The 21,673-nt window shown below is 52.4% G+C and carries 28 protein-coding genes and 4 pseudogenes; 9 read left to right on the top strand and 23 right to left on the bottom strand.

The genetic code is table 11. From position 1 onward, the window contains the following. The 3 genes from CXF88_RS15430 to CXF88_RS15445 form a co-directional block, all read left to right on the top strand. Window positions 1-224, top strand: a 224-nt coding sequence (locus CXF88_RS15430) for a tyrosine-type recombinase/integrase (RefSeq protein WP_072262682.1), incomplete at its 5' end; no start/stop codon positions are given. A gap of 296 nt (window positions 225-520) precedes the next feature. After that, window positions 521-1,078 carry a recombinase family protein gene (locus CXF88_RS15440; protein WP_001162012.1) on the top strand — a complete coding sequence of 186 codons (558 nt, stop codon included), beginning with the start codon at window positions 521-523 and terminating at the stop codon, window positions 1,076-1,078. Between the two features lie 2 nt (window positions 1,079-1,080). Then, window positions 1,081-4,053, top strand: a complete 2,973-nt coding sequence (locus CXF88_RS15445) for a Tn3 family transposase (protein WP_001138073.1) — start codon at window positions 1,081-1,083, stop codon at window positions 4,051-4,053. A gap of 104 nt (window positions 4,054-4,157) precedes the next feature. Here CXF88_RS15445 and CXF88_RS15450 read toward each other — a convergent pair whose 3' ends face one another. The 10 genes and pseudogenes from CXF88_RS15450 to merT all read right to left on the bottom strand — a co-directional run bounded on the left by CXF88_RS15450 (window position 4,158) and on the right by merT (window position 9,636). Beyond that, window positions 4,158-4,592: a MerR family transcriptional regulator gene (locus tag CXF88_RS15450; RefSeq protein WP_011711644.1), complete on the bottom strand. Its 435-nt coding sequence runs from the start codon at window positions 4,590-4,592 to the stop codon at window positions 4,158-4,160. 19 nt (window positions 4,593-4,611) lie between these two features. Then, complete coding sequence (locus CXF88_RS15455; protein ID WP_020833625.1) at window positions 4,612-5,412, bottom strand: EAL domain-containing protein; 801 nt, start codon at window positions 5,410-5,412, stop codon at window positions 4,612-4,614. A gap of 11 nt (window positions 5,413-5,423) precedes the next feature. Then, window positions 5,424-7,091: a mercury(II) reductase gene (merA, locus tag CXF88_RS15460; RefSeq protein ID WP_020833624.1), complete on the bottom strand. Its 1,668-nt coding sequence runs from the start codon at window positions 7,089-7,091 to the stop codon at window positions 5,424-5,426. 37 nt (window positions 7,092-7,128) lie between these two features. Next, window positions 7,129-7,248: pseudogene (locus CXF88_RS15465) on the bottom strand (mercury transporter MerC); the annotation flags it as partial. Between the two features lie 42 nt (window positions 7,249-7,290). Further along, the gene (merP, locus tag CXF88_RS15470) at window positions 7,291-7,566 is read right to left on the bottom strand and encodes a mercury resistance system periplasmic binding protein MerP (protein WP_020833622.1); all 276 of its coding nucleotides are present in this window, start codon (window positions 7,564-7,566) and stop codon (window positions 7,291-7,293) included. A 55-nt stretch (window positions 7,567-7,621) separates the two neighbouring features. Next, on the bottom strand, window positions 7,622-7,969 hold the full coding sequence (locus CXF88_RS15475) for a mercuric transporter MerT family protein (RefSeq protein ID WP_007642845.1): 348 nt from the start codon (window positions 7,967-7,969) through the stop codon (window positions 7,622-7,624). 88 nt (window positions 7,970-8,057) lie between these two features. Further along, window positions 8,058-8,270: pseudogene (locus tag CXF88_RS15480) on the bottom strand (MerC family mercury resistance protein); the annotation flags it as partial. A gap of 8 nt (window positions 8,271-8,278) precedes the next feature. After that, on the bottom strand, window positions 8,279-8,917 hold the full coding sequence (locus CXF88_RS15485) for a tetratricopeptide repeat protein (RefSeq protein ID WP_010981355.1): 639 nt from the start codon (window positions 8,915-8,917) through the stop codon (window positions 8,279-8,281). Beyond that, entirely contained in the window at window positions 8,907-9,212 is a 306-nt protein-coding gene (merP, locus tag CXF88_RS15490) for a mercury resistance system periplasmic binding protein MerP (RefSeq protein ID WP_020833619.1), read from the bottom strand. The genes CXF88_RS15485 and merP (CXF88_RS15490) overlap by 11 nt, the downstream gene beginning before the upstream one ends. A gap of 13 nt (window positions 9,213-9,225) precedes the next feature. Further along, window positions 9,226-9,636: a mercuric ion transporter MerT gene (gene merT, locus CXF88_RS15495; protein ID WP_101087654.1), complete on the bottom strand. Its 411-nt coding sequence runs from the start codon at window positions 9,634-9,636 to the stop codon at window positions 9,226-9,228. Between the two features lie 71 nt (window positions 9,637-9,707). On the opposite strand from merT, the gene merR reads away from it, so the two are divergent. The 4 genes and pseudogenes from merR to CXF88_RS15515 all read left to right on the top strand — a co-directional run. After that, window positions 9,708-10,163, top strand: coding sequence for an Hg(II)-responsive transcriptional regulator (gene merR / locus CXF88_RS15500; RefSeq protein WP_001166628.1), 456 nt, complete (start codon window positions 9,708-9,710; stop codon window positions 10,161-10,163). Window positions 10,164-10,258: 95 nt separating this feature from the next. Next, window positions 10,259-10,642, top strand: a pseudogene (locus CXF88_RS15505) (transposase family protein); the annotation flags it as partial. A 38-nt stretch (window positions 10,643-10,680) separates the two neighbouring features. Further along, window positions 10,681-11,664: an IS1595 family transposase gene (locus CXF88_RS15510; protein WP_071681308.1), complete on the top strand. Its 984-nt coding sequence runs from the start codon at window positions 10,681-10,683 to the stop codon at window positions 11,662-11,664. Between the two features lie 30 nt (window positions 11,665-11,694). Next, window positions 11,695-12,609, top strand: a pseudogene (locus CXF88_RS15515) (ISL3-like element ISPst2 family transposase); the annotation flags it as partial. Here CXF88_RS15515 and CXF88_RS15525 read toward each other — a convergent pair. The 5 genes from CXF88_RS15525 to CXF88_RS15545 form a co-directional block, all read right to left on the bottom strand. After that, window positions 12,578-13,156, bottom strand: a complete 579-nt coding sequence (locus CXF88_RS15525) for a hypothetical protein (RefSeq protein WP_240500566.1) — start codon at window positions 13,154-13,156, stop codon at window positions 12,578-12,580. The pseudogene CXF88_RS15515 and the gene CXF88_RS15525 sit on opposite strands and share 32 nt — an antisense overlap. 8 nt (window positions 13,157-13,164) lie before the next feature. Then, window positions 13,165-13,476 (bottom strand): hypothetical protein, encoded by a 312-nt coding sequence (locus tag CXF88_RS15530; RefSeq protein WP_071681491.1) that lies wholly within the window; start codon window positions 13,474-13,476, stop codon window positions 13,165-13,167. Window positions 13,477-13,481: 5 nt separating this feature from the next. Beyond that, the gene (locus tag CXF88_RS15535) at window positions 13,482-13,988 is read right to left on the bottom strand and encodes a hypothetical protein (protein ID WP_071681493.1); all 507 of its coding nucleotides are present in this window, start codon (window positions 13,986-13,988) and stop codon (window positions 13,482-13,484) included. Further along, window positions 13,981-14,655 (bottom strand): thymidylate kinase, encoded by a 675-nt coding sequence (locus tag CXF88_RS15540; protein ID WP_071681495.1) that lies wholly within the window; start codon window positions 14,653-14,655, stop codon window positions 13,981-13,983. Before CXF88_RS15540 ends, CXF88_RS15535 begins: the two co-directional genes overlap by 8 nt. Window positions 14,656-14,739: 84 nt before the next feature. Further along, on the bottom strand, window positions 14,740-15,117 hold the full coding sequence (locus CXF88_RS15545) for a hypothetical protein (protein ID WP_071681497.1): 378 nt from the start codon (window positions 15,115-15,117) through the stop codon (window positions 14,740-14,742). 319 nt (window positions 15,118-15,436) lie between these two features. On the opposite strand from CXF88_RS15545, the gene CXF88_RS21925 reads away from it, so the two are divergent. Both CXF88_RS21925 and CXF88_RS15550 read left to right on the top strand, forming a co-directional pair. Beyond that, entirely contained in the window at window positions 15,437-15,580 is a 144-nt protein-coding gene (locus CXF88_RS21925; RefSeq protein WP_000939033.1) for a hypothetical protein, read from the top strand. Window positions 15,581-15,667: 87 nt separating this feature from the next. Next, window positions 15,668-16,303, top strand: a complete 636-nt coding sequence (locus CXF88_RS15550; RefSeq protein ID WP_071681499.1) for an N-6 DNA methylase — start codon at window positions 15,668-15,670, stop codon at window positions 16,301-16,303. A gap of 52 nt (window positions 16,304-16,355) precedes the next feature. Here CXF88_RS15550 and CXF88_RS15555 read toward each other — a convergent pair whose 3' ends face one another. The 8 genes from CXF88_RS15555 to CXF88_RS15585 form a co-directional block, all read right to left on the bottom strand. Continuing rightward, window positions 16,356-16,628, bottom strand: coding sequence for a helix-turn-helix domain-containing protein (locus tag CXF88_RS15555; RefSeq protein WP_041982374.1), 273 nt, complete (start codon window positions 16,626-16,628; stop codon window positions 16,356-16,358). Between the two features lie 48 nt (window positions 16,629-16,676). Beyond that, window positions 16,677-17,849: a KorB domain-containing protein gene (locus CXF88_RS15560; RefSeq protein WP_022635573.1), complete on the bottom strand. Its 1,173-nt coding sequence runs from the start codon at window positions 17,847-17,849 to the stop codon at window positions 16,677-16,679. Window positions 17,850-17,852: 3 nt separating this feature from the next. Then, entirely contained in the window at window positions 17,853-18,638 is a 786-nt protein-coding gene (locus CXF88_RS15565; RefSeq protein ID WP_022635572.1) for a ParA family protein, read from the bottom strand. Between the two features lie 304 nt (window positions 18,639-18,942). Continuing rightward, window positions 18,943-19,161: a hypothetical protein gene (locus CXF88_RS15570; RefSeq protein ID WP_071681501.1), complete on the bottom strand. Its 219-nt coding sequence runs from the start codon at window positions 19,159-19,161 to the stop codon at window positions 18,943-18,945. A gap of 132 nt (window positions 19,162-19,293) precedes the next feature. Further along, window positions 19,294-19,476 (bottom strand): hypothetical protein, encoded by a 183-nt coding sequence (locus CXF88_RS21930; protein ID WP_071681503.1) that lies wholly within the window; start codon window positions 19,474-19,476, stop codon window positions 19,294-19,296. Between the two features lie 37 nt (window positions 19,477-19,513). After that, window positions 19,514-19,714, bottom strand: coding sequence for a hypothetical protein (locus CXF88_RS15575; RefSeq protein WP_071681505.1), 201 nt, complete (start codon window positions 19,712-19,714; stop codon window positions 19,514-19,516). After that, entirely contained in the window at window positions 19,711-20,961 is a 1,251-nt protein-coding gene (locus tag CXF88_RS15580; RefSeq protein WP_071681507.1) for a site-specific DNA-methyltransferase, read from the bottom strand. The genes CXF88_RS15575 and CXF88_RS15580 overlap by 4 nt, the downstream gene beginning before the upstream one ends. Continuing rightward, a complete protein-coding gene (locus CXF88_RS15585) occupies window positions 20,954-21,322 on the bottom strand; it encodes a hypothetical protein (protein WP_219921394.1) in 369 nt (122 codons plus the stop codon). Before CXF88_RS15585 ends, CXF88_RS15580 begins: the two co-directional genes overlap by 8 nt. Between the last annotated feature and the right edge of the window lie 351 nt (window positions 21,323-21,673).

Raw genomic sequence — 21,673 nt, forward strand, 5'->3', positions numbered from 1 at the left:
CCGTAGAACAAGCAGGCATCACGAAGCCCGCCACACCGCACACCCTCCGCCACTCGTTCGCGACGGCCTTGCTCCGCAGCGGTTACGACATTCGAACCGTGCAGGATCTGCTCGGCCATTCCGACGTCTCTACGACGATGATTTACACGCATGTGCTGAAAGTTGGCGGTGCCGGAGTGCGCTCACCGCTTGATGCGCTGCCGCCCCTCACTAGTGAGAGGTAGGGCAGCGCAAGTCAATCCTGGCGGATTCACTACCCCTGCGCGAAGGCCATCGGTGCCGCATCGAACGGCCGGTTGCGGAAAGTCCTCCCTGCGTCCGCTGATGGCCGGCAGCAGCCCGTCGTTGCCTGATGGATCCAACCCCTCCGCTGCTATAGTGCAGTCGGCTTCTGACGTTCAGTGCAGCCGTCTTCTGAAAACGACAAACGATGTCAGAATAGAATTAAATTTCCTATTGATTGACATATTCCGTCAAAGGTAATAGATTTCATCCTGACACTTTTGCCTTTGGAGGCATCTTGCAAGGTCAACGCATCGGCTATGTCCGCGTCAGCAGCTTCGACCAGAACCCGGAACGGCAATTGGAGGGTGTTCAGGTGGCGCGGGTGTTCACCGACAAGGCTTCTGGCAAGGACACCCAGCGTCCCGAGCTGGAAAGGCTGCTGGCCTTCGTCCGCGAGGGCGACACCGTGGTGGTGCATAGCATGGACAGGCTGGCACGCAACCTTGATGACCTGCGCCGCATCGTCCAAGGGCTGACACAACGGGGCGTGCGCATGGAGTTCGTCAAAGAAGGGCTGAAGTTCACCGGCGAGGACTCACCGATGGCCAATCTGATGCTGTCGGTCATGGGAGCCTTCGCTGAGTTCGAGCGCGCCCTGATCCGCGAACGTCAGCGCGAGGGAATCGTGCTGGCCAAGCAGCGCGGTGCCTACCGGGGACGAAAGAAATCGCTGAACAGCGAACAAATTGCCGAGTTGAAACGGCGAGTTGCGGCAGGCGACCAAAAAACCTTGGTGGCCCGTGACTTCGGCATCAGCCGCGAAACCTTGTACCAGTACCTGCGGGAAGACTGACCATGCCACGCCGCTCAATCCTGTCCGCCACCGAGCGCGAAAGCCTGCTGGCACTGCCAGATGCCAAAGACGAACTGATACGGCACTACACGTTCAACGAAACCGACCTGTCGGTGATCCGTCAGCGTCGCGGCGCCGCGAATCGATTGGGCTTCGCTGTGCAGCTTTGCTACTTGCGATTCCCTGGCACCTTTTTGGGCGTCGATGAGCCTCCGTTTCCGCCCCTGTTGCGCATGGTGGCCGCGCAACTCAAGATGCCAGTGGAAAGTTGGAGCGAGTACGGCCAGCGCGAACAGACACGGCGGGAGCACTTGGTCGAGCTGCAAACGGTTTTTGGGTTCAAGCCCTTCACCATGAGCCACTATCGGCAAGCCGTGCATACATTGACCGAGCTGGCCTTGCAGACCGACAAAGGCATCGTGCTGGCGAGCGCACTTGTCGAGAATCTGCGGCGGCAGAGCATTATCCTGCCCGCCATGAATGCCATCGAGCGCGCAAGCGCCGAGGCCATCACCCGTGCCAACCGACGCATTTACGCGGCGCTGACCGATTCTTTGTTATCACCCCACCGTCAGCGCCTGGACGAACTTCTCAAGCGCAAGGACGGCAGTAAAGTGACGTGGCTGGCATGGCTGCGCCAGTCGCCTGCCAAACCGAACTCTCGCCACATGCTCGAACATATTGAGCGCCTGAAATCCTGGCAAGCACTTGATCTGCCCGCAGGCATCGAGCGGCAGGTTCACCAGAACCGCCTGCTCAAAATCGCTCGTGAAGGTGGCCAGATGACGCCTGCTGATCTGGCAAAGTTCGAGGTGCAACGACGCTATGCCACGCTGGTAGCGCTGGCCATCGAAGGCATGGCCACCGTCACCGATGAAATCATCGACCTTCACGATCGCATCATCGGCAAGCTGTTCAACGCGGCCAAGAACAAGCATCAGCAGCAGTTCCAGGCTTCCGGCAAGGCGATCAACGACAAGGTGCGGATGTATGGGCGCATCGGTCAAGCGTTGATTGAGGCCAAGCAAAGCGGCAGCGATCCGTTCGCCGCCATCGAGGCCGTTATGCCCTGGGACACCTTCGCCGCCAGCGTCACCGAAGCGCAAACATTGGCGCGGCCTGCCGACTTTGATTTCCTGCACCACATCGGTGAAAGCTATGCCACGCTACGCCGCTACGCGCCGCAGTTCCTGGGCGTGCTCAAATTGCGGGCTGCGCCCGCCGCCAAGGGTGTGCTCGATGCCATCGACATGCTGCGCGGCATGAACAGCGACAGCGCGCGCAAGGTGCCCGCCGATGCGCCAACCGCATTCATCAAGCCGCGCTGGGCAAAGCTGGTTCTGACCGACGACGGCATCGACCGGCGTTACTACGAGTTATGCGCCCTGTCGGAGCTGAAGAACGCGCTGCGCTCCGGTGATGTCTGGGTGCAGGGTTCTCGCCAGTTCAAGGACTTCGACGAATACCTGGTGCCGGTCGAGAAGTTCGCCACTTTGAAGCTGGCCAGCGAATTGCCGCTGGCAGTGGCCACCGACTGCGACCAATACCTGCATGACCGGTTGGAATTGTTGGAGGCGCAACTCGCCACAGTCAACCGCATGGCTGCGGCCAACGACTTACCGGATGCCATCATCACCACCGCGTCAGGCCTGAAGATCACGCCGCTGGACGCGGCAGTACCAGACGCCGCGCAAGCCATGATCGACCAGACAGCTATGCTGCTGCCGCACCTCAAAATCACCGAGTTGCTGATGGAGGTCGATGAATGGACGGGCTTCACCCGCCACTTCACACACCTGAAGACCAGCGACACGGCCAAGGACAAAACCTTGCTGTTGACGACGATCCTGGCCGACGCGATCAACCTGGGTCTGACCAAAATGGCCGAGTCCTGCCCTGGCACCACCTACGCCAAGCTGTCTTGGCTGCAAGCCTGGCACATCCGCGATGAAACCTATTCGACGGCGCTGGCCGAGCTGGTGAATGCGCAGTTTCGGCAACCCTTCGCCGGCAACTGGGGTGACGGCACCACGTCATCGTCGGACGGCCAGAACTTCAGAACCGGCAGCAAAGCAGAAAGCACTGGTCATATCAACCCGAAGTATGGAAGCAGTCCAGGACGGACTTTCTACACCCATATCTCCGACCAGTACGCGCCCTTCAGTGCCAAGGTGGTCAACGTGGGCATTCGTGATTCAACTTACGTGCTTGATGGCCTGCTGTACCACGAGTCGGACTTGCGCATCGAGGAACACTACACCGACACGGCAGGCTTCACCGATCACGTGTTTGGCTTGATGCATTTGCTGGGATTTCGCTTCGCGCCGCGTATCCGTGACTTGGGCGAAACCAAGCTATTCATCCCCAAGGGCGATGCCGCCTATGACGCGCTCAAGCCGATGATTAGCAGCGACAGGCTGAACATCAAGCAAATACGCGCCCATTGGGATGAAATTCTGCGGCTGGCCACCTCCATCAAGCAAGGCACGGTAACGGCTTCGCTGATGCTGCGCAAACTCGGCAGCTACCCGCGCCAGAACGGCTTGGCCGTGGCGTTGCGCGAGCTGGGGCGCATCGAGCGCACGCTGTTCATTTTGGATTGGCTGCAAAGCGTGGAGCTGCGCCGCCGCGTCCATGCGGGGCTGAATAAGGGCGAGGCGCGCAACGCGCTGGCCAGGGCGGTCTTCTTCTACCGATTGGGTGAAATCCGCGACCGCAGTTTTGAGCAGCAGCGCTACCGGGCCAGCGGCCTCAATCTGGTGACGGCGGCCATCGTGTTGTGGAACACGGTATATCTGGAGCGTGCCACCAGTGCTTTGCGTGGCAACGGCACGGCGCTGGACGACACATTGTTGCAATATCTGTCGCCGCTGGGGTGGGAGCACATCAACCTGACCGGCGATTACCTATGGCGCAGCAGCGCCAAGGTCGGTGCGGGGAAGTTTAGGCCATTGCGACCGCTGCCACCGGCTTAGCGTGCTTTATTTTCCGTTTTCTGAGACGACCCCTTTATTGGCTACCCAGTCGTGGGGGCCGGTTTCACATTTTTCTGACATCGTATACTCCTTTGTTATGGCGATCAGGCCAGTTGGCGCAGCTCCGACAGCTGTGAATCCAATGCCTGCAAGTAAGCCTGGCGTTCATCAATTTTGGTTTGCAGTTCGCGCATGGCGGCTTCACAGGCTTGCTGGTCGCCTTCGTTGATGGCGTAGAGCAAGGGTTTTATATCCAGGATCAGCAGGCCCGCCGCACGCGCTGCGCGAATGAAGCGCAGCCGGTTTAAAGCGCATTGATTGTATAAACCGAAACCACCCGCGGAATGCTCTGGGCAAAGTACCAAATTTTCCAAGACGTAATTCCTGACGGTATGCACTGTGGTTTGCGCGGCTTTCGCCAGTTGCGAGATCGTCAGGGGAAATTCGAGTGCCTGCCCATCGGCATCCATGAATGCCGCAAAGTCGGGGATCACCTCAAAGTATCGTGACACATCTTTTGACACGGCGGCTTTTGACATGGGTTTGTCTCCGTTCGTTTCAAACACTGCGGCCTGGCCACAACGCTTCAGTCGTTTCGGCATCGGCTGGCCGCGCCAGCCGATAGCCCTGTAATACATCACAGCCAAGCTTCTCTAAAAGTTGTTGTTGAGTGGCCGTCTCAACCCCTTCCGCGACGATGGATAAATTCAGGTTATGGCCAAGGGTGATGACGCTTTCGGTAATGGCGCGATCCTTTGGCTCGGTTGTCATATGCGTGACAAAGGTTTTGTCGATTTTTAGGCGGGTCACTGGGCAGCATTGCAAGCGTGCCAGCGACGAACTCCCGGTACCAAAATCGTCGATGGACAGGCGAATGCCCAGCGCCTGGCAGCGATGCAGGTTTTCGATCAGGATTGGCGTATCCTCCAGGGCCAGTGTTTCGGTTAATTCCAGTTCCAATGCCGGAGCAGGCAGTCCCGTATCACGCAATATCCTGGCAAGGTCTTCGACAAAGTCAGGTTGGTGGATTTGTAAGGCAGAGACGTTGACCGCGATGATACCCTCGGGTAAACCGCGTTGACGCCAATGCATCATCTGTTGACAGGCCGCCCGTAAGACAAACGCGCCCAGTTCCAGAATTAATCCGCTTTGTTCGGCAACGGGAATAAAGGTGTCTGACTGGATCAATCCTTCAGTTGGATGTTGCCAGCGAATGAGCGTTTCAGCGCCTTCCCAGCATTGGTGTTGAACATCCCATAGAGGCTGGTAAAAAGGAACGAATTCACCCTTGTTCAATCCATCCGCCAACGCATTGACCGTTGGGGCTGTCAGTGAATGCGTGGCGGGTGCCGTTCCCATACTGCCCTCTCTTATCCTGCACAACAGGACAGTTCTTTGACATCCTTGTTAAAGGTTTGCGCGCAGAGCTTCAAACCTTCCACCATGGTGAGGTAAGGGAAAAGCTGGTCGGCTAATTCCGTCACCGTCATACGGTTGCGGATGGCTAAAGCCGCACTCTGGATCAGTTCGCCGCCTTCGTGAGCCAGGATCTGCGCGCCTAGCAACAACCCCGTTTCCTTCTCTGTGACCAGTTTGATAAAACCGTCGGTTTCAAAGTTGGCTAACGCACGTGGGACATTTTCCATACCCAGTACGCGGCTGTCGGTCTCAATATCCTGAGCCCTGGCTTGCTCCTCGGTCAGTCCGACGGTAGCCACCTGTGGATCGGTAAAGATCACGGCGGGCATGGTGGACAGATCCAGTTTGGCGTCGCCGCCCGTCATATTGATACCAGCACGGCTACCGGCGGCCGCGGCGACATAGACAAATTGCGGCATGTTAGAGCAGTCACCGGCAGCGTAAATACCAGCAACATTGGTTTCCATGCGTTCGTTAACAACGATTTCGCCCTTTTTGTTGGTGGTGACACCCACCGCGTCCAGATTGAGTTGGCTGGTATTGGCGTGTCGCCCGGTGCTTACCAGCAAACGATCACAACTGAGCTCGCCTGCATTAGTGTTCAGGGTGAATTGATTTCCATCGTGGGTCACTTGGGTGGCTTGCGTGTTGTTTAAAACTCGAATGCCTTCTTTTTCAAAACAGCCTGCCAGTTTTTCACCGATTATGGGGTCTTCACTGTAAAGTAGTGAGTGTCTTGCCAACACGGTGACTTCACTGCCCAATCGTCGGTAAGCCTGGGCAATTTCTAGCGCCACGACCGATGAACCAATCACCACCAGGTGCTGCGGCAATTCCTCGGCAAACAGCGCTTCGGTAGAGGTCCAGTAAGGCGTTTCGGCCAGCCCCTCGATGGGAGGAATGGTTGGCGTGGAGCCAGTGGCGATCAGGATTTTATCAGCAAAGATTTCCTGCTCAGTGCCATCATTTTTTCTGACTATCAGGGTGTTTGCATTTTTAAATTGCGCCCAACCTTTAAGTAAACTAAGCGCAGGATTTGTCTCTAGAATATTCTGATACTTTGCAGCGCGCAGCTCTTCGACTCGAGCGGTCTGCTGCTGAGCCAACAAGGCTCGACTCAATTGGGGCGCATGATTTTCCAGTCCGGCAAAGGGATTATTGCGTTGCTGCTGTGCCAATTGAGCGGCGCGGATCAAAATTTTTGAGGGTACGCAGCCGACATTCACGCAACAGCCGCCAATCACATCGGCTCCCTCAATAAGAGTGACCTTGGCACCACCTTCAGCGGCTTTGATAGCACAGGCAAAAGCGCCGGAACCCGTACCGATAATCGCCACATGTTGAGTTCGGTTGCTTTCTGTGTTGCTGGTATTTTCGTTGTCACAGTAGGCGTTCGGTGCTGTGTTTTCCGCTAAGGGGTTTTCTTTTGCGGTATAACCCAGGGCTTCAATCGCTCCAATGAGATCGGTTACGCTGACCCCACCGTTTGTGGTGATCGTTGCGCTGGCGTTTTCATAAGATATTTCAACCTTATTCACGCCTTCGATCGCATCGAGCGCTTCTTTAACGTGAGCGACGCAACTTGGACAGGTCATCCCTTCTATCGATAGTAAGATCATACGTTTTCCTCAAATAGTAGTCAGGCATTGCGTCGTGTTAAACAGCACAGCTGTCATCATCACAGCGTTTATTCGCGGGTGAAAAAATATCCCAAAGCGATACGGCAACCATCAGGCCTAACGCTGAATAGGTGACATAGCTGCTCCAGCCGTTCTTATCGCCGAAACGGGTCAGTAACTGTATTAGCATTTCCATGCTTTACTCCTTGAGCGTTGATGGAAAACCCGCATTAGTGGTGGCTTCGATCAGTGCTTTTACTGTGGTTTTTTCGTCGTCGAATGTGACAACTGCCAATTTGGTTTCAAAGGTGACTTCAGCTTTACTCACACCCTCAACATTTTTTAAGGCATTTTTGACCTTAAAGGGGCAGGCCACACAGTACATGGTTGGAACTTCCAAAGTAACTGTTTTCGGCGCAGCAAAAGCGGTCAGGCTGGTCAAGGCTAGCAAAGACAACAAGGCAATTTTCTTCATCATTTTCTCCAGTAACGTATTAAGTCATTAATAAAAGTGAGCGGTAAGAAAGTATTCAGGCAAACCAGACAATCCAATAATTGCTGGTGACTAGCACCAACGCAGTCAGTGCCGTTAACCAAAAGATCACCTGCCGGCGTTTTCGCACTTGAGGAACTGCACAGGCGGTGCCTGGCTCACAGTCCTCAACGGGGCGATAGACCTTCCAGCCTGCGAAGCCAAATAAGGCTAAAACCAGCAGGATAAAAATGGGACGATAAGGTTCTAACAAGGTTAAATTACCAATCCAGGAGCCACTCACGCCTAGCAGCAACAACACGAAAGGACCAGCGCAGCACAGGCCAGCGCCAACAGCCGCGATAACGCCGCCAATAATAGGTAGATTGGATTCTTTCTGTGACACGACTTACTCCTCTGATTTCAGTGTATGGAGCAAGTGTAATCTCCGTACCGATGTACGGAGTCAAACGTTTTTGTGATGCCCGTGTAAAACTAAGCCAGCCCAGCGCGTTTGCTAACAGGGCGATGGCGGCAAACAGCGGCAATAGCCTGGAGATAAACAGGCCCTCGTATTCACTCAGGAAGCCCAGCCCTATGGCCGCGCCGAAACTGGCGATGGCTGGGAAACAAGCCGCGCAGCCCATCGCGGAAACGACGCTGCCGAGCGCTCCGGTTTTATCGGCGATGCGTGTAATCAAGCCCATGATGTCGCTCACTGCTTAACACTGGAACTTCTTGTCCATTCCATAGCCTGAGCATCGCCGTCCGCGATCTGCTCACGTGTCAATCTGGCCGCAAGCTCGGCGCGCAGCTTGACCGCGGTCTCGTCGCCGCGGGCGGCGGCGATGCCGAACCACTTGTACGCCTGGACCAGATCGGACGCGGCCGGAGCGACGCCCTTCGCGTACAGCTGTGCCAGCTTAACTTGCGCCTGTGTGTGGTTCTGCTCAGCGGAGCGGCGGTACCAATTCACGGCCTCGCTGTCGTCAGCGGGCACAGGCCGTGCGTGGCGACGATAGAAGGTGTCGTTGGCATGCCCTTCGTAGATGCGCGCGAGGTTGAACTGGGCGTCCGCCTCGCCCTGCTCTGCCGCTGAGCGGAACCACTTCCACGAGACTGCCTGATCCTGCGCGACGCCGATGCCGTACTTGTACGCCATGCCGGTGACGTTCTGCGCAATGGGTTCACCCGCTGTGGCCTTGCGCTCCCATTCGCTTTGCGTGGTAGGCGAGAGCGACTCGATGGCCGCCTCCATCCTTTTGAAGTCATAGGCCAACGCACCGACGCTCATGAGCATCAGAAGGCCGCTTACGACGGACGAACGTCCGTATCTAAACAAGTTACTCATCATCGCTTTCCGGGTAGATGTACTGCTTGACGCTGGACGGAAAGCCCGCGTCTCCGGTTGCCTTGATCAGCTTCTGCACGCTGGTCTTGGCATCATCGAACGTGACAACCGCTTCGCGTGTCTCGAAGGTCACGTCAATTTTGCTGACGCCTTCGACCTTGGAAATCGCCTTCTTGACGATGATCGGGCAGGTGGAGCAGGTCATGCCCGGTACGGACAGCGTGACCGTCTGCGTGGCGGCCCAGGCAGGGACAGCGAAGGTAGCGGCAAGGGCAAGAGCGGTAAGCAGTTTTTTCATGATTTTTCCTCAATTAGTAGAACAGGGGCATTACATACGGGAACGTTAGTGCAACGACAACTAGCGCAGCCACAATCCAAAAGATGACTTTGTACGACGTCTTGGCTTGTGGGGCAGCGCATACATCGCCAGGCTCGCATGCTTGCGTAGTCCGGAAGATGCGGCGGTAGGCAAAGAACATTGCTATCAATGCCGCACCGAGAAAGATGGGGCGGTAAGGTTCCAATGCCGTCAAGTTACTCATCCAAGCGCCGCTGAATCCCAAGGCGATCAAAACCAGCGGCCCCAGGCAGCAGGCCGACGCAAGAATGGCGGCCAGCCCACCGGCGAAGAGCGCGCCGCGCCCGTTTTGTGGTTCAGACTTTTGTGGTTCAGACTTTTGTGGTTCAGACTTTTGTGGTTCAGACTTTTGTGGTTCAGACATACGCTTGTCCTTTCAAATTTGGTTTGGATAGCTTAAGCTTACTTCCGTAGTTATGTACGGAGTCAAGCGATATGCAAATTAATTTTGAGAATCTGACCATTGGCGTTTTTGCCAAGGCGGCCGGGGTCAATGTGGAGACCATCCGGTTCTACCAGCGCAAGGGCCTGCTGCCGGAGCCAGACAAGCCCTATGGCAGCATTCGCCGCTATGGCGAGGCGGATGTAACACGAGTGCGGTTCGTGAAATCGGCCCAGCGGCTGGGCTTTAGCCTGGACGAAATCGCCGAGCTACTGCGGCTGGAGGATGGCACCCATTGCGAGGAAGCCAGCGGCCTGGCCGAGCACAAGCTCAAGGATGTGCGCGAGAAGATGGCCGACTTGGCACGCATGGAGGCCGTGCTGTCTGAACTGGTGTGCGCCTGCCATGCGCGGAAAGGGAACGTTTCCTGCCCGCTGATTGCGTCACTGCAAGACGGAACGAAGCTCGCTGCATCGGCGCGGGGGAGTCACGGGGTGACTACGCCTTAGCGTGCTTTATTTTCCGAATTCTGAGACGACCCCAAAAAGCAAACACCAATGCCGAGCCGGATGGATCTGACTGACACCTACGCCTATACAACACCATGACCGAACTTCCCGACAACATCCTTCACCTGCCGCAATACCAAGTACTGGGCTGCAAATCAACCGACGATGAAATGCACTTCCAGGTGGACGTGCCCGATCCCATCGCCTGCGAGGAATGCGGCGTGCAGGGTGAGTTCGTACGGTTCGGCAAGCGTGACGTTCCCTATCGTGATCTGCCCATCCACGGCAAGCGGGTCACTCTCTGGGTGGTCCGCCGCCGATACACCTGCCGGGCCTGCAAGACAACATTCAGGCCCCAGCTACCGGAGATGGTGGACGGATTCCGTATGACACTGCGGCTGCATGAGTACGTGGAGAAGGAATCCTTCAACTACCCCTACACCTTTGTGGCGGCACAGACCGGCCTGGACGAGAAGACGGGGTATCCCCTTAGCTCCACAGATGACAAAATACTCAAATGAGTATTCAAAAAACCTACCCCATAGGTGGAAAAGACTATCCAACCACTTGGGTTCAATTCCTTGACTGGTTCCATTCTGAGCAAGCATGCCGGGATTATTTGGAAAAGCTTCGCTGGCCGGATGGGCTTATTTGTCCTAAGTGTGGAGTGGTATCACAAGTGCAGCGAAGTAGTCGTGGCAGATTGATCTGTCCAACGTGCAGGCATCAAGCAACAGTAACCGCAGGCACTATTTTTGATAAAACCCGAACCGAGCTTCGTGTTTGGTTCGCTGCCATTTGGTACATTACCAACCAAAAGCATGGTGTCAGTGCATTAGGATTGCAGCGTGTACTTGGTCTTGGTAGCTATGAAACAGCATGGACTATGCTACACAGACTACGCCGTGCAATGGTTCGGCCGGATAGAGAATTACTTCATGGGGAGGTTGAAGTTGATGAAACCTACCTTGCACTCTCTGACCGAACGGAGCTGTTAAGTACGAAGGGCCGGAAGAGCAACACTACCAAGCTATTGGTAGTTATAGCAGTCGAAATACTACACCCTAAAGGTTTTGGACGAGTTCGAATCCAACAGATTGAGCGTGGCAACCACGATAATCTAATGCCATTCATTAAAGCCTCCATTACTCCAGGATCGCTCATTCATACCGATGGTTCTCCTGCTTACCGCCAAATCAAAGAAAATGGATACGAGCACCGACAAACAGTTCACCTTCGCTCAACCACACCAGCTCATGAGTCTATGCCAGGCGTTCACCGAGTTGCATCACTTTTGCAACGTTGGATGATGGGTACGCACCATGGTGCAGTCCAGCCAGAACAATTGGATAATTACCTTAACGAATATGTGTTTCGATTTAATCGCCGTAAATCCAAATCAAGGGGCTTACTGTTTTATCGCTTACTTCAGCAAGCCGTTGTGACAAAGGCTGTTACTTATCAAGATGTGGTGAAGAAGCGAGTAAAACCTATAAATTAAGAGCTGTGGAGCTAAGGGGATACCCCGTACGAGAAGACAGTGCGCGACATCTTCAACGCCCGCGCCGAGTTCCTGGGGCGCTGGCACCGCTTCGAGACGCCCCGCATCCTGGGCATTGACGAGCTATACCTGAACAAGCGCTACCGCTGCATTCTGACCAACATTGAGGAGCGAACCCTGCTCGACCTGCTGGCCACCCGCCGCCAGGACGTGGTGACCAACTACCTGATGAAGCTGAAAGACCGGCAGAAGGTCGAGATCGTCAGCATGGACATGTGGAACCCCTACCGGGCAGCGGTCAAGGCTGTGCTGCCCCAGGCCCGTATCGTGGTCGATAAGTTCCATGTGGTGCGCATGGCCAACGATGCCCTAGAGAGAGTGCGCAAGGGCCTCAGAAAGGAGCTGAAACCGTCCCAGAGCTGGACTCTCAAGGGAGACCGGAAAATCCTGCTGAAACGCGCTCACGAAGTCTCAGACCGGGAGCGCCTCATCATGGAGACCTGGACAGGCGCGTTCCCGTAACTGCTGGCCGCCTACGAGCACAAAGAGCGCTTCTACGGCATCTGGGACGCCACCACACGGCTCCAGGCAGAAGCCGCCCTGGACGAGTGGATAGCCACCATCCCGAAGGGCCAAAAGGAAGTCTGGAGCGATCTGGTCAGGGCAGTGGGAAACTGGCGCGAAGAGACCATGACCTACTTCGAGACGGACATGCCCGTCACCAACGCTTACACGGAGCCCATCAACCGACTGGCCAAGGACAAGAACCGTGAAGGGCGCGGTTACTCCTTCGAGGTGATGCGGGCACGAATGCTCTACACCACGAAGCACAAGAAGAAGGCACCGACTGCGAAGGTCTCTCCTTTCTACAAGAAAACCATCGGTTACGGACTGCCGGACTTCGCAGAGGAACTCAACTACGGAGTCGATCTATCAACCATCTGAGGGTGGTATCAGATTGATGGGGTGAAGGTGCCCCATCAACCATTAAATCCGTATACCCCTTATTGTTTTGCTCGCGCTTCACCATTGAGGCAGCGGCTTTCAGAAGTCTCTGGTTCTCCGTCAGTTCCTCTTGAAGCTGCTGGGTGTCCTCTTCGGTTTGTGGCTTTTTCAGCTCGTTCTCGCAGTATTGGACCTCTTCCTGCAAGCTGGCTTTCGCAAATTTGAGTGCCGCCAACCGTGTCGTGTAGACACTAAACGGCAATTCGCAACCTTCCCTGAATTGCTTCAAACACCAACTTGGTATAGATGGCAACCAACCAAAATCTCCGTTCTTTCTGGATCTCTTTCCCCAGGTAACGCCATCTATCTTTTGGGCCAGATTGACGTAGCGCTGATCGCTAGTTGAGTTACGTTTTTTCTGAATGGAACGAACTATCCACTGAGTAACTTCGACCTTTGCTTTATCGTCATCAGAAATGTAATAAATGGCTGCATACAAAACAGCGTCTTTCCGAATTACCGATGGTGGGTATGCCTGTGCTTTCATATGGCCCCCTATCGTTTTTTCTGTCCGACTATGCGGAGATGTTGGGCGGCGAGGTCATACTGCTCGCTCTTATCGCAGCAGCGGAATCTGTCAAAAAACTTCCCTCGTGGCAGAGTCTCTTCCATAGCGATCAGACGATTCAACCACTCTTCTTGAGGCAGCATTCCCGCAGGAGTCGGCCCTAACTTACGCCCTTCCTTGATGTGCTCCATTGTTTGCGTAGCCGTAAAAATTGCACAGCCAAACTTTCTCCACTTGAATTGCAGTGGGATGGCTGGAGATTCATCCAGCATCAATTTCTTATTGGTTTGTTCTGTCACGACAATTACTCCACCATCCACTCTTCGCTAAGCAGGAACGACCATCGCTCTTCTGCTTTTTCAGGATTATCTTTGGCCTGTTTGATCATGCTGTCAGCGGCGTTGAAACCTACCTCACCACTGAAACGGCCCCATGAATGGCTGTACCACTCACGCATAACACTCCGTCCAAGAGAGGCAAGTTCAGGACTGACACCTTCATGGATGGCATAGAGCTCCCACGCATCCCACCCGTATCGCAATAGATTGTGCCCTGGGGCGTTAAAGGCCTTAATCGCCTTAAACAACTCTCCGGGCTCCTTTCCCCTCACATCTACACCATGTAGCACCAGCCCCATTACGACTTCAATGACTGGCTCTTGTTGCTTCTTTGCCAGTTCGATAGCGGCCACCAGCATTGCTTTTGCGTCAACAAATTTTGTATGCCCTTGGCACATCCCGCAGGTTTCTTTGGTAGGCGAAAAATCATAAACACCGGAGCCAGCACAGAGGCGGCATGTCAGATCAATCATGGACACTTCTCTCCTCATACTCTGCAATACGTTCTCTAAGTCGCTGAACCACTGGAGCAAGTTCATGGATAGCTTCTGCTTCTTCAAGCGTGTACCGCTTGTCTTCTTGGTAATCGACTATTTGAGGTGGTATTGTCTGCTTTGGGAACGCCGCAAAGTCATTCAGCGACATGGAGGTAGGCAAGCCACCTTCTATCTCGCCCTTCTCGTTGAGCGACTGGGTGACGATAAGTTGTGTGCCACCAACTTCGGTATCAAAGCGATCATCAAAGCGCTCACCGACAGTCCAGCCACCACGGCCAGAAACACAAGTAGCTCTCATCCGGAGGCGGTTGAATACTTTAGCCTCATCCCAGTTCAGAGAATTCTCATCCATGAAGAAAGAAGGCGCTTCGTCCCGAATGAACACCTTAGAATTCGCGTTATCGAAGATTGGACCAAACACCCCCTGTTGAAGGTATGGTGCAATTTTCTCAGCGAGGTCCTTGTGTCCTTGAGAACGCAGCGCCTCATAGAGCTGGGTGATTGTTTGTTTGCCGGTATCAGGAAGGCAGGACAATACAACCTGTTTTTCCTCACGGCTCAGGCTTACCATTCTGGATAGAAAGCTGACTACCAGCTCGTTGTGCCCATCTACCGTTTCAATGTTGAGTTTTTTCTCGTCCATTTTTTCCTCTGTAATCGGTTCGATAAATTCAATCTACCTTTGTACTCTCGTTTCAGTTTTGGATGCGGCACTACCGCGTATTGCTTACTCATTTCCGCTCCCCAGCACCAACGGTTCAATAACCAGCGCTTGAGCCTCGTCCCAGTCGGACACCTTTACGTCACCAAAAGCAAACGCTATCCGCATAGCCACTGTTGGCCTACCCATTTTCATCAAATAAGCAGCCGCACCGGCACACATCGACTCTTGTCCCGAAGGTGCATAGTTGCCCTCTTCATCCCATTCACCACCGTACTTTGAATGCACGGTTTTGTGGCAGTGGAACGTCGTCATATCGTTTTCAACTATGTCGTTGATGATGCCTTCCAACCTACCAGGGGCAAGTTCGATAGCCCCTTCCTTTCGGAATGGGCAGTTGGCGCAAGGTTTCTTCAAACGGAGATGATTTGCTGTCTTTCGCATATCGCTCACTTTCACAGCATCATTTTATGACCTTATGATATAGGCATATTTCGTGTAGTCAATATCTCACTAACAATTACTTTAAATGGGACGCTGACACGCCCATTTTGGGAAGAAGAACAAGTTATTTGGAGGTGGGGATCACGCTAGATTGGGGATTTGAATACTTTCACATGTGAAAGTTCATTATTCTTAGTATCGTTTTATTGTCTCTTGATATTATTTTATGATGCTGTAATAATCACAAATAAGGGCCGCATCGCTCTTCTACCTTCGTTGCAGCCCTTACAACACAATCAAGCTATTAAGGAGCTTTGTTATGCTGCAAGGCAATACTAACACGAATAAGCGCATCCCGCTCGCGGCGTTCATGAAATGGCCGCTGGCGAAACGTCAGGACTTCATCGACCGGGAAATGTCCGGTTGTCCCGACTTTATCAAGACGTCTTTGCTTCGGCACTAAGGCAATCAGGAAAGCTAAGAACCTCGCTTCGGCGGGGTTCTTCGTTTCTACCTCTTGAATGTTTCGTCAGAACAAACTGGAGAGCTTATGTCACCAGAAACACAGCAACTTACATCCAAGGCTTTATCACTCATTGAGCAGTCCCGTTACAGAATGGGCACTTCTCAGTTTGTTGAGGCCTTTATCGACCAATGGGCTTATTTGCAGACTGGCCTATACCCAGCCAAGGAGGAGATCCCAGAGGAACTACAGCCGGTCGCCTTCGAGCTTTCCCATGTTCTGTCTGCGGCAATGAAGCGCGATCCCACAAGCGATGTTCTTGGCTACGTCCTCAGCATGTCTGGCTTCCACAAGAAAGGCACCAACTACTTCCCCACCCCTCCAGAGATTGGCCGCTTGCTGTCACTCATTGTTGGCTCACAGTCTTCGGCAGACTTCTATGAGCCTTGCTGTGGCTCTGGCGTCAACGCCATTCACTGGATGGAAAACCTGATCGAGAACAAAGGCCCAGGGGCCTTAGCCGAAACCTCAATCTACCTGGAAGACATTGATCCATTAATGGTGAAGTGCTGTATGCTCCAGCTCTTTCATTATTTCGAGTCCCGTGATGCCACGCCAAAAACTCTGAGTATCGTCGGCATAGACACCCTAAGCAGACGAACCAGGAATATCGCCTACTACGCTGAGAAACCTCCAGCATCCGCCGCCACCGTGGCCGCATAAAAAAACCCGCCTGATGGCGGGTTTTCCATTCATTACTCTGCTCTATGGCACCTTACAGCTTTCCGTACCGGTTCAAGAACGAAGACCTGTCTAAGATCCCCCAATCTGTCAGTATGTAGTAGCCGGTGGCACCTCGTTCGCCGGTTGACTCCCTGACGAATAAAATGTTCATTCCGAACTCATCACGCAAAGCAGCCAACTGCCTCTTGATTGTTGATTCAGGAATATTTGTCGCCTTGTGAAGGTCCTGGAGACTTGGCTTCTCCGTTTTAGACAGGGCATTCACCAAAGCAAATTTTCTCTTCATGTCCTGCGAGATCTTCATATTCACCTGTTCTTGACAGGCCCACCCTTTTTGGCTGGGCCTCCTTTGTTAGCCTTCGACACTAAGGAGTTCAATGTCTGACACAGGCACATGAACATGCTTTTCCTTTCCTTCACTATCGAGCGTTTTGACCCAGACAGTAGATGGAACCAGAGCCACACGGTCTGTCATGATGACTCCGCGTTTAGTTTCACCATCCAGGTTAACGTTGACAGCAATAACCAAACTGTCGGCTCGGACATTCTTCCACTCTTTGTCCTTCGGCAGAGGAGGAAGAGCATCACCACCTTCATCTTTGTTCTTTCCGCTGTTAATAGGCTGCTGGACAGGCTCTTTGTCCTCTTCATCGAGCAAAGGGTCCAAATCATCGTCATTCAGACCATCACGGTCTGAACCGTCTTCCAACACATTCTGGTTATGGTTCTGCTCGGTATTACCCAGTTGCTCCTCCGTACCATTCCCATTTGAGTTTAGGGTTTGGTCATCGGTATTTCCATCACCAGGTTCATCATTGTGGCCGGAGCCAGTCAGAGGGCCTTTTTCCATTTCTTCTTTGATGCGCTTGGCATCGTTCAGAAGCTCACGACTTTGTTTCCGGGTGATCCCGTCAGACATAGCCACAGCACAGACAGCACGGCAGCGTTCTTCGTTCATATCGAACAAAAGACGAAGATTATTCAAGGTTTCTGTATCAGAACATACTTCATTATCATACAACTCGCGCACACAGTCTGGTAGTTTTAGCAATGACAAATGCGTAGATACGAAAGTGATGTTTTTCCCGAGGCGATCAGCAATGTCTTTTTGCTTCCAACCGTCTTCAATAAACAGATTCAATGCCTCGGCTATTTCTACCGGCGTTAGGTCATCTCTTTGGATGTTTTCGATCAACTCACCAGCAGTTTCGTCCAGATTATTCTGGACCTTATCATTGACAACCAGATCGATAGTATCAATACCTGCATGTTTACATGCTCTCCAACGTCGCTCCCCCTTCTGAATGACGAACTTTCCTTCCTCATTCTTAGGAAACACGATGATAGGAGACTGCTGCCCCTCGGTTAGCATAGTCGCTGCCAACTCTTCAATGTTGCGGAAGCGCTTACGCACCTGGACTTTGGAAACAACGTCGTCAACTGGCACAGTAAGAACTTCTTTACCTTTCTTGCCTTTGGCAGCTTTAGCAAGATCCGACAGGCCTCTCAAATTATTTAATGCCATCGTTTAGCCCACCTTCTCTAAAATTTCTTCTAACACCGCCTCAACCTCTCTGGCCGCGACATGTCCGTAACGCAGATCCCAAACAGGTATCCCATCCGTGGTTGCTGTATCTAATGGTGGACGGTGCATAATTTTGTTTTTAAATAAAAAATCTGGTATTTCTTTTTCCAACTTATGCAAAGACTTAGCGTGATTAACTGATCCATCCATATCATTTATAATAATTCCAAGAATGTTCAACTCAGAGTTATACGCTTCTCGAACACCAATTATTGTATTTAAAAGACCTTCAACACCGTCAACAGCAAAACCTGATAGCTTCACTGGACATGCCACATGGGTGGACATGACCAACGCAGCCACCAGCTTTCTGCCGAGGCTAGGCGGACAATCAATCAGCACGTAGTCATAGTTCTCAAAAAGAGCAGCCAAATGGCGAGCCGGGTTCATTGCTTGATCGAGAGGCACAGCCTCCATTTCAAACAAATCCGGATCGTTTTTCGGTGTATGAATAAGGTCAGCACCACAAGGGCAGTGCATAACATCAATGCCGTCCAGCTCGTAAGCGAACAGCTCAGCGGTTTTTGTTCCAGTTAGGATAGGCTCATAGTCTCCATCCTCCAGCTCTCGTCTGGGGGCCAGTCGAGAGGATGTATTCCCCTGACCATCCATATCCAAGACCAGCACTTTCTTTTTCTTCTGTAACGCCAGATAAAAGGCCTGTTGGATACAGAGGGTACTCTTCCCCACCCCGCCTTTCTGGTTGGCGAAGCTGATTACTTTTGCCATACCCACCTCAATTTTGGTTACTTTCAGGTGATTTATATCACCCCCAAACTTTCACATGTGAAAGATTGTACATACCATAAAATGATACTGCAATATCTAATTATGGTTCTGTTAAAACAAACTTGAAACAAAAAACGGCCATAAAGGCCGCGTTTTTAGAATGTTTGTACTGTCAGCGCAATTGTAGCAGGGCAGCACCAAGCTCATTCGCCAATAACTGCTTGGCAGTGCAGAGCCTCGTTCCGGCGTGAGCCATTACACATGACAGCGTTTCTGTCAGCATGTTGCCATGTTCGGTATCCTATTACTTATTTAGAACAAATGCTTTTACTGCCAGCTTTGCTCTAAACCAAACGCAAGGCTTCTCTTTGTAGTGAAAATTAGCATGGTCATCACAGGCAAGCGCGTACTGCGCCTTATCAAGCCTACAACCGAACTGCAAAACCTCCACAAACAGGCGCAGCAACTCAGGCCCACGAATGATGAGCGCTATGATTAAGAAATCCAGAAAACTCAGAATCATTTTGCGGATTCCTTACTTGTTGGTTTCAATAAGGCCTTTGGCTCGTAGCGCAGCCAGAGCTCGCTCAATTTTCCAAAGTGGCTGCCCCAGTAAAGCGGCCAATTGCTGTGCTGACATACGATTTCCCTTCATTTAGATTTTAAAAAACTCAGATATTGACCCCAAGCCAGCCCTGTCAGAAATGACACTAGCTATTACCAAAAAAACAATTGGAATATACCAACCGCTCATAGTCAAACCTCCCGCCACCCAAAGCGTGAGCAGTGCTGATACAGAAGCAATCAATGCAATAAGAAGGACTTTTGTTACGTTCATACAAACCTCTTTTTGTTATTAAATAATATCAACTAAGCTATTTCGACAATTTATAGCCCGTGAGAGCGGATAGCAAAATTTTCATCTCTTGTGTTAAATGCCTGGCAGCAACCACATCATCACCTTCATCACAAGGATGAACTTCTACACGGTCTAGCTCTTCACGAAGCACAGCTTTGGCCGCCAACTCTAAGGGACTAGCATCTAGCCCTATTGATTCTAATAAATCACGCTTCATGAATATTGCCCTGCTCCCGTTCCTACCATTCCTATTGCTGGGTTCATCCAAAATCCATCAAAGCCGGTGAACATTTCCGCCTGGGTGCGAATGTACTCAAGGATGATGTCACAAGCGATCCAGCGCCGGTTATTCCTTTCTGCGGCCAACCCGCTCTTATTCGACCCACTGAACGGATCAACAACCAGGTCCCCCTCTTCTGTCAGGAAGCGGATAGCCATCTCAGGAATGTCTGTTGGGAACATGGCCGGGTGCGGCGGCAATCCCAGTTCTTTAGCGATCCTGCGAAGCTCCAGCGTATCCGCACAACGGTGTCCGCGTTGGATAACGTTCTTCGGTATCCGTCCTTCGGTAACATTAGAGAATGCGTTCCCTCTCAGTCGATAGGCCCCGTCACCATAACTAACCACCCTGCTATCACCACCTTGGGCCATCAGCTTCTGATGTTTCTCTGTATGAGGGATTAAGACCCTTCTGTTGTCTGAGCGCACCCTGTCAGGGTCGTTGGTAAACCAATAAACAGGCTCCCACCCGGAACACAACTGGTAACGATTCACACAAGCCCACTGGGTAGGACTTGGTGGTTTGGACAGATTGATCCACGGCCATCTATCCATGAGAGACAGCCCGAGCCGGTCATGGAGCGCCAGCACCATTCTCTCAACGTAGAGAGATCTGGAGGGGCTCTTGGCCTCGAAGATGTCATTGCTGACATTCAGAACAACACTTCCACCAGGCACAAGGTTCTTGACTATCGGTTCGAGCGCCTGAGTAATGAAATCCACCCATTTGGCTTCATCAACGTTTCCATAGCCACGCTGTATCCGGAGCGGGAACGGCGGCGATGTAACACACAGATGAACCGGCTCATCGAGGTCAGAGAAAAAGCTCCTGTTGTTTGACCACACTGCCAGTCCAAGATTTGTTGAATAGGCGACAAGTCGAACGCCGCCAAGAGCCTCATGCAGGCCCTTCTTGGTTTTGCTTGATAGCTCCCAGACACCCCGCTCGCCGTCTACCTTTTGGATAAGGTTCATCGACTTGAGGGTTTGCTGATACCAGCGGATCTGCCTTTTCAGCTTGCTTCGCTTGACCTTTGCCTTGCCAATTTCACTTTGTTCATTCAGAGCGCTTTTAGGAATCCCTGCGAGCTCCGCCACTGAATCGTAGAGTTCGTCATTGGATAAAGGTTTATCCGCCTTGGCATACGCTTCTTGGACATGGAAGAGCTCTAACTGGTTACTCATCATGTCCCTCCATATTCTGGAATATGCCATTGAACACAGAGGTTGCTTCGGCACTACTTACGTTATGCTCGGTGTAAAAAGGCCACAAGGTTAACCCACCACCTTCAAACCAAGAGCAGCGAAACTGGATTGTCTGGTTATAAAGGACTTTGAACTCGACATGCTGTGGTTTGTCATAACGGCACATTTCACCGAGATCTAGGTCAAATTTTTCTATAACCAATGCGGATGACATCGCTCCCTGACTCAATCCTTCGCTGTTAACCCAATAAATCCTGTTAGCAGCACCAATAATGCCGATGAACAAGAAAGCCAGTATTGCCCCGGCCTTTAACCACACAAAAACACTTTTCACAATCATCGTTTTCTCCACCCAAAGATGTCTCTCACGTCCCGCACACAGAAGAACCAACTTACTTTTGGCAGAAACGCATCGACCAACACTCCTAAGGCGATAACAAAAAATGGTGCCATCAGGATGAAGCCCAAACGTGCAACGATCCCATATATACCTGCACAGATGAGTACGGCTGCGATGACAGTGCAAACTAGCTTATGCTGACGCCTTAGTCTGGTTAGTTCAGACGATCTTTGGTCACTGTTCATCATCAGTCTCCGAAAGTTGAACACTGACACTTACTGCCGCTGGAGGGGAAAACTGTACTGTCAGTCCAGACTCAAGCCTGATAGAGGAAACTACCAGCGCACCTGA

It is taken from the genome of Shewanella sp. ALD9 (assembly GCF_002836315.1).
Classification (GTDB): domain Bacteria; phylum Pseudomonadota; class Gammaproteobacteria; order Enterobacterales; family Shewanellaceae; genus Shewanella.